A 12757-nucleotide genomic window follows, 5' to 3' on the forward strand; every position below is an offset into this window, starting at 1 on the left:
TATCCAGACCGTTGTGGCAGTGAACGAATAAAATAATATCGTTAAACCGTTGGGGATCAATATTTTAGGAAAATTACCCCAAAAAACCTCGGAAAACTTTCAATTCCCTTAAGATTGTTTATGAAATCGTTAAGTTCACAGAAAAGTCAACCCTTTGCTATGACAATAGAAATACTATATAGAGTTCTATCGGATCATGATCGTTAACTCATCAGTTGATGATCTCATCTGGAGGATTTAAGTCTTATGTCTCCCCAAACTAACCTCCTAACCTTCCTTCAGGTCGTTCCTGTTTGTCAACATGACGCTTCCCTAGAAACCTTGGGATTTATTTTTTCCCAGGGTAACTGTGAAAAGGTCGTGATTGTCAACTCCCAATATCAGCCCCTAGGAATGATTTCGTTGCGTCGTTTCCTTCCCTATCTACTGAATCAGATTCCCGTTTCCCCACCGACTCAGACTCAACCGTCCCTCGAAGAAATTTTTCAAGCCATCATTGAGCCGGTGATCGGCATTCCATCCCATTTAAACCTACAAGAGTTCTGGCTCTATTTACAATATCAAAGTTCCCAGACTTTGGAGGATCAGGCTCAGACTCAAAGTATATCCTTAGCTTTAGTGAATCAGACGGGGGAATTTATCGGATTAATTGATAGTTTACAGGTATTAGACCATTTAGCCAGGCATTCCCAACCATTCCCCCCCGTTGAGTCACCGAAAGCGTCGCCGCCCCCAACTTTCGACTGGAAAACAGAAACCCCACTCGGATTAAGTCTTTTATCCCTAAGCGATTCTGCCTTGCCTCATCATTTAATTGAGTTTTTAAATGAGCTACCTATCCCCTTAATGATTCAACAGAATGATGGCACGATCATCAGTCAAAATTTAGCCTGGCGATCGCTAATTGGGCGAGGAGCAGAAGTCGTACAGGAAGTCGCAGAAGCAGTAACCCGTTGGACTGAAACCTCTGAAATATTTTCTGAGCAGGAAAACGGACTGAATTCCCCTTTAGAAACCGCAGGAAACTTGGGGTTTTTATCTAACCCCTTAACCCATGTTGCTGAACCTTTAGCCTCAAATTCAGCCTCCTTAGAAATGCCCAAATGGTGTCAACTTGGGAGTAAACCCGATACTTATATTTGCATTTGTCCCGTTGCTCAAAATCAGGAGCGGGTATGGCAATTTACCCGTCAACGGTTGAACCCGGAATCGGAAATGGTGTTATGTTTAGAACAGGAGACTCATGACCTGTGGTTAGTGTTAGCCCAAGATATTACAGAACAGCATCGAGTTGCCCAGGAACTCACCGCCAAAAATACTGATTTAATTCAACTGAATCGCATCAAAGATGAATTTATGGCTTGTATTAGTCATGAACTAAAAACTCCCTTAACGGCAATTTTAGGTCTATCGAGTTTATTAAAAGATCAAGTCTTGGGGGAACTTAACGAAAGACAAACCCGTTATGCCCAACTAATTCATAAAAGTGGTCGTCACCTGATGTTAGTGGTGAATGATATTCTGGATTTAACCCGCATAGAAACCGGACAATTAGAGTTAGTCCCAGAACCTTTACATATTCATACCGTTTGTCAAGCTGCCTTTGATTTAGCTATTCAACACTACCAAAGCCAGGATAAATCGGATATTAAACTGCAAGCAGAAATTCTAGCCCAAGTTAAACGCCGATTTCACTTAGAAATTGAATCCGGTTTAGAAACCTTTGTCGCGGACGAACTCCGATTACGACAAATGTTAGTCAATTTGTTGTGTAATGCCCTAAAATTTGCTCCCGATGGCAGTGATTTTGGTCTACAAGTGAGTCGTTGGGAAAATTGGGTAGCTTTTACGATTTGGGATCGAGGCATTGGAATTCCTGATGATAAACAACATCTAATTTTTCAAAAATTCCAACAGTTAGAAAGTCCCTTGACCCGTGAATTTGAAGGAACGGGACTGGGGTTAGTATTAACACAACGTTTGGCTCGACTACATGGGGGAGATATCAGCTTTATTTCTAAACCCCATCAAGGTAGTAAATTTACGCTGTTATTACCACCTAATCCCCCCCGTTGCAATTGGGAATTAAGACATAAACTAGGTAGTCAAGACTCTCAATCTTCGACTTTTGCTCCTGTAGTTTCCTCAGAAAAATCGCGGTTAGTATTAATTGTAGAAACCGTTCCCCAATTTATTCAAAACCTGAGCGAACAACTCGCTGATTTAGGGTATCGAGTCGTGGTAGCCCGTTCAGGAACAGAAGCGGTTGAAAAAGCTCGTTGTTTACAACCTAGGGTGATTTTACTGAATCCTTTAATTCCTTTATTGTCCGGTTGGGATGTTTTAACCCTGCTTAAAACCGATCTAAAAACCCATCAAATTCCCGTGATTGTTACCGCTACGTTAGGAGATAAACAACGGGCAACCATGAATCATTGTGATGGATTCCTCCGCTTGCCAGTTCAAGGGTTAGAGTTAGAAAAATTGCTGAAAGAATTGCTACCAAAAGTTTCATTTTCTGTTCCACAACAGTTGATTATTCTTTGGTTAAGTTTATCGATAAATCCTCAAATTTCAAGGTCAATAGAACCCTTGGAAAGTAAAAACTCTATTTATCATTCAGCCTTATTTTTATCTCGGTTTTCCCATTGCCGAATTTTAGAAGTAGATGACATTAATCAAGCCGCCATGATGGCTCGAATCTGGCATCCTAATGTCATGGTTTTAGAACGAGATAGTTCGATAAAAAATCCATCCTATTTGTTAAAGGAAATTAGTCAACAAGAAAGTTTAGCCCGTTTGCCCATTGTTACCCTAGACCCCCTGACCACTCAGGTTGCTAATCAAATTGAAAAATTATCAATTTTTCCTTGTTTAGCCAATTCTCCAGAAGACCAACTCAAAAATCAAAGTTTTCCTTTATCCATGAGTTCAGCTTTATTAGAAGTCGTCCAAATTGCGACTCGTTTAAGTTGGAAACCTAGTATTTTAGTGGTCGATTCTTCTGTTTTACCTAAAGAACAATCCAGCCATTTATTAGATTCTCAAGACCCTAATATAAACCCAGAGTTTAACCCTGAATTAATATCAAGGTCTGACAACCGTAATTTTGAGGAAAATCCTAACCTTGATCCAGACTGTCTTGATAGAATTGATAATACTAATTATAAGATTGATCAAGCCCTGGTTCAATATATTGAAATTGCTGGATTTCAAGGAATTATGGGGAAAAGTTGGGAGGAAATCATTCGGAAAATTCAGTGTAAAAGTTTGGATTTAATATTAATTTGTTTTCGAGATAAATCTTTTACCAATATCATTGAAGCCCTGTCAACTTTGGAAAAAATAGAATCTAAAATTCCCATAATTATTTTAGCACAATCAGATATTAATATCTTGAATAAGACTATCAACAAAAAACAAAAAAATCAACCCTATCCTACCGTTGAATTAGAGGAGCATATTTGGAAAAAAATGGCTATTTATTTACAACGCTTTGCTTCTAGTTTTCCCCTGAAAGTCTTACCTTTTAATTTATCCGTAGATTCTTTGTTGGAGGAAATCAAAGTTTTACTCACTCACCCTAAACCCTATCAATGAATTCGACTTAATCAATTCTTAATCTCTGAAAAGGTTGAATAATTTTAGAATAGACTTAACATAGAGTTATATTATTTCATAACAAAACAGGAAAAAACTATGCGCTGGTTTTCATCTTTTACCTTAACAATAGCCTCTGTATTATTGACAACTTTCCCGGTAATTGCCGCAGATTCAATTATTATCCCGTTGGGAAAAACCAGCATTTCTATCTCCATTGATTCCTTAGAAAATTATGCCCAAAAAGGCACAATTAATCCTAAAGAATCTTTGTCTACCTATTTACAACTATTAAGTCCTGAACAAAAACAAACCCTAATCCGACTATTGAAAATTCGTTATACCAATCAATATATTTCTATTCAACCTTTTTTTAATTCCCCCCTGATTTTAGCCTTTTTAAGCTATCTGGGAAATATCATTCAAACCCAATCGGGGGATAATGGAGTAGAAGCAATTCAGACTAGCTTAATTGAGGTTGCTAATATACCCAATGGTTTCACTATTATAGATGTTATGCGTCGGTTTCCTAGTCCAGAAATTCATTTAGATATTGAACAAACATTAGAAATTTTAACCCGAATTTTTACTTTAGTTCAGCAAACTCAGACCGTTACAAAATCCTTAGAAATTTTATCAAATATCGAAGCTAAAAAAGCTGAATTTACTGATTTTAGTCAAAAACCAGATTTACGAAAACCCGGAAACTTCAAGAGTATTAAAAAAACCATAACAGTCAATAATTCCGAAAATAATCGGAACTTCGAGGTTGATATTTATTTACCCGATACTTCAAATTCTTCAGATCAAATCCATCCTGTGATTGTTATTTCTCATGGGTTAGCTTCTGATCGTTCTCGCTTTGAAAGTTTAGCTAGACATCTCAATTCCTATGGTTTTGCTGTGGCGGTTCCCGAACATCCAGGTAGTGATTATCAACAATTTCAATCCTTACTTAAAGGGGAAGTAAAAGACCTATTTGAACCCGAACAATTTATTGATCGACCTCGAGATATAACCGCCCTACTCAATCAACTTGAAAAACTCAATTCTAGTGATTTTAATAATCAATTAGATTTAAAAAATGTCGGTGTAATTGGTCATTCTTTAGGGGGATATACGGCTTTGGTTTTAGCCGGGGCTACCCTTAATTTTACCCAACTTAAAACTCAATGTCAACAATCCGATATTCCCCTAAATCCTTCAGTTTTTCTTCAGTGTCGAGCTTTAGAACTTTCTGATAATAACTATCAACTCAAAGATCCAAGAGTTAAAGCTATTTTTGTATTAAATCCAGTGAATAGTATTATTTTAGGACAATCGGGTATAAGTAAAATCAAAATTCCCATTTTTATCACCGCAAGTAGTATAGATTTTCTTGCTCCTGCATTATCAGAACAGCTGCAATCTTTTACTTGGCTAACCACCTCCGATAAATATTTAATGATGCAAAATCATGCGACTCATTTTTACGATATTACTTCAGAAAATACCTCTGAACTCTCGAAACTCCCTGCATTTGTCCCTCCCACCTCTGAAATTAGTCGAGACTATATTAAAGCCTTAAGTACGGCATTCTTCAATACCTATTTAACTCAAAATTCTCAATACAAACCCTATCTGAATGCAGCTTATATTCAAACCATTAGCGATCAGGCTTATCCTTTGAGTTTAATTAAATCCCTAACTCCCAATCAATTAACTAACGCAATTAAGGGGATAACTTCCGGTTCAAATCAATAAATTAAATCTCAAAAATGTTGACATTATTCGACCTTCAGTGTTAGCATAAAAAAGTCATATAATTCCCTTTTAATTTTATGTTAAAACCTATTAAAAATTCCCAGGACTATCAACCCAACAAAAACAATAAAAGAATTCGGTCTCTCTCAACTCAACTGATTAAAATTGGCTTAGGAATTATATCGGGTTTAATGGCCACAACCTCCTCAACAATGGCCGCCGAACAAATTGCAGTTCGGTATAATATTGGTACGGTCTTAATTCCCATTGAAGACTTAGCCACATTTGCTCAAGGGGGAGAAATCTCGCCAGTTCTATCAATTCCTGAAAAAATTCTTAGCCCTGAAGATGTAGAAAAACTGCGTCAACTTTTAGTCACTCCCATGACCGCCAGTCCTTGGAGTATTCAACAATTTAATGATACCCCTACAGGGACTGTGATTCTAACTCGATTTGGTAATTTCATTCAAACCGATAATGGGGAAAATGGTTTAAATGCTTTAAAAACAGCGATTAATCAAGCCTCTAAACTTCCTGGGGGTTTAACTTTACTCGGGATTTTAGAAAATTTTCCGGGTAACAGGATAGAAATTGACCTGAATTTTGCTCTCCAAGTGATTCAAGATTTATCTCAAATTATTTATGAAGATCAATCGATCATCAATTGGATTAGGCAACAAGCTAAAGCTGAAATCAATAATCCAGCCCTGCAAAATCGGCCAATTAATTTGAGAAATCCGGGTACAACTGAATGGAAAAAAGAATCCTTGACTTTTCAAAATCCTCGACGAAATCAGCCTTCTCCCGTTGATATTTATATCCCCCAAATTTCCACCCCAGCCCCCGTTATTGTAATTTCTCATGGTTTAGGTTCCGACCGAACAACCTTCAAATATTTAGCGGAACATTTAGCCTCCCATGGGTATTTTGTTGCAGTTCCAGAACATTTAGAAACCAGTGCCAATGGCTTGGCTAATTTCTTACAGGGAAACGCTCAACCTCCTGGTGCAGAAGCATTTGTTGATCGTCCTTTAGATATTACTTATGTACTTAATTTATTAGAAGAAAAAGCCAAAAAATCCGCATTTCCTAGCCCTTTACTCTTAGATAATGTGGGGGTTATCGGTCAATCCTATGGCGGTTATACGGCTTTAGCGGTAGGGGGAGCGACCTTTAATACCGACAGAATTAATCAAGAGTGTGCTAAGGTTGTAGACCAACAACTTACTCTAAATATTTCGGTTTTACTGCAATGTCAAGCCACTTCTATTGCCAATAAGGGTTATAATCTTCAAGATAAACGGGTTAAAGCGGTGATTGCGGTGAATCCGATTACCAGTGTGGTATTTGGACAAGAAGGCATGAGTCAAATTAAAATCCCCGTGTTAATGATTGGAGGAAGTGATGATTATGTAGCCCCCGCCGTTAGTGAACAAATTTATCCCTTTTCTTGGTTGACTAGCCCTAACAAATACTTAATGTTATTAGAGAAAGGAACCCATTTTTCCTTCTTAGAATCTGGGGAATCGGTTATTCCTGTCCCGGCTGAAATTATTGGCCCAAATCCCGAATTAGCCTTTCCATTTTTAAAAGCAATCAGTTTAGTATTTTTTAATAGTTATATTCGAGGTCAAACTGAATATTTGCCCTATTTAAATGCTGGTTATATCCAGAGACTTGAAACCTCTCCTTTCAGTTTAACAATTGTTGGTTCTTTAACTCAAGCAAATATTCAAGAAGCAATTCATAAAGTTCGCAAATAGTCATAAAAATTGTGTAATCCACTTAGATCAAATTATTATTACACTTCAACATGATTCAGCCGATTTACCATCCCCCTTTTACTCTAAAAAATGGTTTTTTAATGACTATTTATGCAGCATTAAGAGCCAGTCGTAATTGGGAAAAAAGTATTGACTTACCAGAACCTCCCTATCAAGAAATGGTTTTTTTAGGAGCCGTAGGCGTTCCAATTTATGGGATGGTGGCAATTCCTGAAAACCCCAGAGGAACAATTATTTCTACCTATGGAATTACTGGAACTTTAGACAATCAATGGTTTTTAAGACTTTGGGGAAGAAAAGCCTTTGCTGCGGGTTACGCTGTTGTTTTATTTGATTGGAGAGCCCATGGAAAAACCGCAGAATTATCTCCGACTTTAACCTCCGATGGTTTATATGAAGGGGAAGATTTTGTCAGAATTGCGGCTCAATCTAAATTAATGGGTTGTCCGGCTCCTTTTTGGTTTACGGGTTATTCTTTAGGGGGACAATTAGCCTTATGGGGGATTAAAACGGCTCAAACCGTCAACCAATGGGGAGCAGATTTAGACCTACAAGATTCCGATATTGCTGGAGGTGCCGTGATTTGTCCCAGTTTAGATTCTATTCGTTCCTTATCTTATTTAGTCCAACATTCCTGGGGAAAATATTTAGAAAAAGCGATTACCAAAGAACTGAAAAAATTAGCCAGAAATCTTTATCAGCACCATCCCAATGATATTGATCCCGAGGCAATTAAACGGGCAAATTCAATTTGGGGATTTGATCATGAATTAGTGATTGGACGCTTAGGATTTAAGAGTGTGGAAGCCTATTATGAAGCCAGTAGTGGGTTACAGTTAATTCCTAAACTTAGGAAACCTACGTTAATTTTATATGCTGAGGATGATCCTCTATTTGATCCAACTATTATTCCCGATTTAAAAGCAGCTAGTCATCAGAATCCGGCTATTGATTTAGTATCAACAAATTATGGGGGTCATGTCGGTTATATTAGTAGTAAGATTTGCCAGAATCAGTTTGATGATCCTGACCGATGGTGGGCTTGGAATCGGATTTTAGATTGGTTTGATCAACAGGAAAAATCACAAGATAAGTTATAATATCAAAATTGATTTGGTTAATATGATTCCGAAATAAATAGGCTAAAATAAAAATACTTTAGGAGGCAACCTCAATGGTACAAACCCCATCTAAAATTATCACTGTAGCAGAGTTTCTGAAACAACCCGAAACCAAACCCGCCAGCGAATATATTGAAGGTCAAATTATCCAAAAACCCATGCCCCAAGGAAAACATAGTACAATTCAAGGTGAACTTGTTACCGCCATTAACGCTATTTTAAAACCTGCCAAAATTGCCAGGGCATTTCCCGAACTCCGGTGTACTTTTGAAGAACGTTCTATTGTTCCTGATGTTTCTGTTTTTACTTGGGATAGAATTCCTCGGGATGATAAGTAGGTAGGCAGGAAGAAACGAAAGTATGTAAAGATAAATAAAGAGGAAGAAGAAATCTACCGAGGTCATGAAAATATGGGTGCTCGTTTAAGGGTATTTCTAACTCGTGAGCAAGACAAAACCCTGTTCAACCTGAGAACAGCAGATATACCACAGAAAGTTAAAGACCGAGCCGAAGTGATTCGCTTAAACTCACAAGGTTGGTACGTCGAAAAAATAGCAACTTATTTCAATTGGACGGCACAGACTGTCAGAGAAGTGTTGCACAAATGGGAAAAGTTGGGGCTAGAAGGGTTATGGGAAAAACCAGGTCGCGGGGGGAAAGCCAAGTGGAAAGAAGAGGACTTAGTATTTTTAGAAGAATGTCTCAGAAGAGAACCCCGGACATACAACTCTGAGCAATTAGCCCAAAAATTAGAACAAGAACGGTCGATTAAATTGAGTCCCGATAGATTAAGACGGGTGCTCAAAAAAAGGGGGTGAATTGGAAGCGAGCCAGAAAGAGCCACAAAGGAAAACAAGATCCGATAGTCCGTGCTCAGAAACAGGCAGATTTAGAGATGTTGGAATTATCGGCTGCGGCTGGAGAAATTGACTTAAAGTATTTAGATGAATCGGGTTTTTGTCTGTGGAGTGAACCGGGTTACACCTATTATTTTAGAGGGGAACAAAAACGTTTAGAACAAACACATCGTCGGGGTCGAAGATTAAGTATTATTGGGTTTTTGCAACAGCAAATCAGTTTTGTTTACGGCTTGGTGATTGGAGGTGTGAATCGCAAGTGTTATATCCAAATGATGGAACAAGAAGCAACAGAGGCTGAAAAAGCCGGACGGATGAGAGTTATTGTCCAAGATAATAGCCCGATACATCAATGCCATGAGGTGAAAAAACTCTGGCCAAAATGGGAAAGTATGGGTTTGTATATTTTCTGTTTACCTAAATATTGTTCCGAAATGAATCCGATTGAATTAGAGTGGCAACATCTCAAAAAAGATGAACTATCAGGACAAACATTTGAGGATGAATTAGACCTAGCTTATGCGGTAATTAATGGTATTCAAGCTAGGGCAGAAAGAGGAAACTACACCACACAACGGATGAAATTTCACTCGGAGCAACAACCAAGTTAACTTTTCGTTACATACTTGTTGATTTTCTCGCCCACCTACTTAATGGTGCAATTGCCAATATTTTTTTAAACGCGCCGGACTGGATGATTGAAATTTTATCCCCCGATCAAAGTCTAACAAAAGTGATTAAAAAAATTCTCTATTGTCTGAATCATCAAACTCAAATGGCTTGGTTAATTGATCCTGAAGAACAATCTATCTTTGTTTATCACGCTCAACAACAAACAGAAGTTTTTGAACAACCCGAATCACTAATATCTGTACCCCCATTTGCCACGGATCTTAAACTAACAGTTGGCGAGTTATTCGCTTGGCTTTTGGAATAAAAAAGATGATATAATATTGTTAATAAATATTGAAAAATATGCCAATTAACCCTAAAAATACTCTACAATTTAATAAGGTAAATTGCAGCCTGGAGAATTAAACGCTAAAAACCATTGTCATCAATTGTTGACGATTAACGAACCAAATAGTCAGCTAATGGGGAAAACTAGGAATCTGTGTTGTTCAGCAACAGCTATATTAATATATTGAACAATCTTGACCGTGAATATCGATTAAGATGACTAACCACCAATACTCAAAAGTTTAACGGAAACAACTATGGGAAAACCGACCGGCTTCTTAGAATATCTGCGGGAGTTACCGTCTGAACTCGCCCCCCTTGACCGGGTTCATAACTGGGATGAGTTTCATCTGCCCATGGAAGATGACAAACTACGCACCCAAGCCGCCCGGTGTATGGACTGCGGCACCCCCTTTTGCCATACGGGAACGATTATTAGTGGCATGGCCAGTGGTTGTCCTATCAATAACCTGATCCCGGAATGGAATGATTTAATCTATCGGGGACTGTGGAAAGAGGCCCTAGACCGTCTGCACAAAACCAATAATTTCCCCGAATTTACGGGTCGGGTTTGCCCCGCGCCCTGTGAGGGTTCCTGCGTTTTGGGCATTCATAACCCTCCGGTGACGATTAAAAATATTGAATGTTCGATTATTGATAAGGGTTGGGAGGAAGGCTGGATCACCCCAGAACCCCCCGCTAAACGCACTGGAAAGAAAGTCGCGGTGATTGGTTCTGGCCCGGCGGGATTATCGGCGGCGGCCCAATTAAATAAAGCGGGTCATTGGGTGACGGTCTTTGAACGGGCTGATCGTCCAGGGGGCCTGTTAATGTATGGTATCCCGAACATGAAGCTGGATAAGGAACAGGTGGTTTTGCGGCGTCTGAAGGTCTTGGAAGACGAGGGCGTGAAGTTTATTTGCAATACGGAAGTCGGTAAGGACTTTCCCGCCGAAAATCTATTAAAAGAGTTTGATTCGGTACTTTTATGTACTGGAGCTACTAAACCCCGGGATTTGCCGATTGAAGGGCGCGACCTGAAGGGGATTCATTTTGCCATGGAGTTCCTCACGGCTAATACGCAAGCGGTTTTAAATAAGCAACCCGGCAGTGATTTTATCTCGGCCCAGGGTAAAGATGTGGTGATTATTGGCGGGGGGGATACGGGGACGGACTGCGTAGGAACCTCTATTCGTCACGGTTGCAATACGGTGGTGCAGTTGGAAATTCTGCCCCAACCTCCCTCGGAACGGGCTGCTAATAATCCTTGGCCGGAGTGGCCGAAGGTTTATAAAATGGATTATGGCCAGGAGGAAGCGGCGGCGAAATTTGGCTCTGATCCTCGGGTTTATCTAACTACTGCAACTAAGTTTGAAGGGGATGAAAATGGCCATGTTAAGGCGATTCATACCGTTGAGGTGGAATGGGCGAAAAATGAGCAGGGGCAATTTATTCCTAAGCATATTCCCGGCACGGAAAAGGTGACTCCCACCCAATTAGTGTTACTGGCGATGGGGTTTCTGGGGCCAGAACAACCGTTATTAGACAGTTTGGGTTTAGAACGGGATGCCCGCAGTAATGTTAAGGCTGAACACGGCAAGTATGCTACCAGTATTCCTGGGGTATTTGCGGCGGGGGATTGTCGTCGGGGCCAAAGCCTTGTGGTTTGGGCGTTTAATGAGGGTCGTGGCGCCGCCCGGGAATGTGATTTGTATTTGATGGGACAGACGGATTTGCCTTAATTTGTAATTAGAAATCCCTCCTTTTTTTGGGGGGATTATTTGTCAGTTCGGGGCGGGTTTATGGAGATTATTTGTAAGGGGCAGAGCGGGTTTAGGGAGATTATTTGTAATTATCAAAGGTTAACTTTAACCCGCCCCTACAAGCTTGTAGGGGCAGGTTCGCCGACCGATTTTGTTAATTACCAATAACCTTAATAAACCTGCCCCACCCCAAGAGGATATAGTTGCTCGATAAATTTTGGTTAACATTCAATTAATTATTGAGTTTGGAAAGGGTTTTTAACTAAATTGACGTTATAATATCGGGGATCGGAGGTGACTTCTTCTCCGATCCAGTCGGGAATATTAATACTTTGGTCTTCTGTTTCAAGTTCAACTTCTGCTAAGATTAATCCTTGATTTTCTCCCCCAAATTCGTCAATTTCCCAAATTAAATTCCTGATATTAATTTTATATCGGGTTTTTTCAATTAAAGGGCGATCGCATAATGTTTCTAATAATTCTTGAGCCTCATCCACGGGGATTTTATACTCAAATTCCGCCCGACTGCTTCCCGTGGTTATGCCTTTAATGGTTAAATATCCCTGACTTCCTACGACCCGCACCCGCACCGTGCGACCATTGATATTAGCAATATAGCCTTGACGATAGGTTTCTCCGACCGCAAGCGATCGCCATTCATCTCCTGTAACTAAAAATTTTCGTTCAATTTCTATTGCCATTTGTAGTGATCTAAAAAATTATCTGTTTATGATTATACCATAAAATTTTATATTTTTATCAACAAATAAAAAAAATCCCGTTGTTGCGCTTCAGCGCAATCTTGAGGGCTTTAGCCCAACAACATACAAGATCATGTTTATATTAATAACAATTAATTTACCAATATCTACAAAATTGATATAATCATTGTATGGTGAGCGTCATCCCTCGCTAGATTATAAAATAAT

The 12757-nt window shown here is 39.2% G+C and carries 8 protein-coding genes and 1 pseudogene; 8 read left to right on the forward strand and 1 reads right to left on the reverse strand.

The window, feature by feature from the left end:
* Window positions 1-246 precede the first annotated feature (246 nt).
* From PL11201_RS00610 to gltD, 8 genes and pseudogenes are all read left to right on the forward strand, one after another.
* Window positions 247-3600 carry an ATP-binding response regulator gene (locus tag PL11201_RS00610; RefSeq protein ID WP_079676719.1) on the forward strand — a complete coding sequence of 1118 codons (3354 nt, stop codon included), beginning with the start codon at window positions 247-249 and terminating at the stop codon, window positions 3598-3600.
* A 99-nt stretch (window positions 3601-3699) separates the two neighbouring features.
* A complete protein-coding gene (locus PL11201_RS00615) occupies window positions 3700-5343 on the forward strand; it encodes an alpha/beta hydrolase (protein WP_079676720.1) in 1644 nt (547 codons plus the stop codon).
* A 77-nt stretch (window positions 5344-5420) separates the two neighbouring features.
* A complete protein-coding gene (locus tag PL11201_RS00620) occupies window positions 5421-7106 on the forward strand; it encodes an alpha/beta hydrolase (RefSeq protein ID WP_079676721.1) in 1686 nt (561 codons plus the stop codon).
* Window positions 7107-7156: 50 nt separating this feature from the next.
* The gene (locus tag PL11201_RS00625) at window positions 7157-8227 is read left to right on the forward strand and encodes a YheT family hydrolase (RefSeq protein ID WP_079676722.1); all 1071 of its coding nucleotides are present in this window, start codon (window positions 7157-7159) and stop codon (window positions 8225-8227) included.
* A 74-nt stretch (window positions 8228-8301) separates the two neighbouring features.
* Window positions 8302-8580, forward strand: a pseudogene (locus tag PL11201_RS00630) (Uma2 family endonuclease); the annotation flags it as partial.
* Window positions 8581-8658: 78 nt separating this feature from the next.
* A protein-coding gene (locus PL11201_RS00635; protein ID WP_144017631.1) for an IS630 family transposase occupies window positions 8659-9716 on the forward strand; the annotation gives its coding sequence in 2 pieces (ribosomal slippage) (window positions 8659-9051 and window positions 9054-9716; 1056 coding nt in all).
* Between the two features lie 59 nt (window positions 9717-9775).
* Window positions 9776-10042: a Uma2 family endonuclease gene (locus tag PL11201_RS00640; protein ID WP_339394334.1), complete on the forward strand. Its 267-nt coding sequence runs from the start codon at window positions 9776-9778 to the stop codon at window positions 10040-10042.
* 280 nt (window positions 10043-10322) lie between these two features.
* Window positions 10323-11807, forward strand: coding sequence for a glutamate synthase small subunit (gene gltD / locus PL11201_RS00645; RefSeq protein WP_079676724.1), 1485 nt, complete (start codon window positions 10323-10325; stop codon window positions 11805-11807).
* A 257-nt stretch (window positions 11808-12064) separates the two neighbouring features.
* On the opposite strand, the gene PL11201_RS00650 is transcribed toward gltD, so the two are convergent.
* On the reverse strand, window positions 12065-12529 hold the full coding sequence (locus PL11201_RS00650) for a CYTH domain-containing protein (protein WP_079676725.1): 465 nt from the start codon (window positions 12527-12529) through the stop codon (window positions 12065-12067).
* Between the last annotated feature and the right edge of the window lie 228 nt (window positions 12530-12757).

The sequence above is a fragment of the Planktothrix sp. PCC 11201 genome (genome assembly GCF_900009135.1).
Classification (GTDB): domain Bacteria; phylum Cyanobacteriota; class Cyanobacteriia; order Cyanobacteriales; family Microcoleaceae; genus Planktothrix.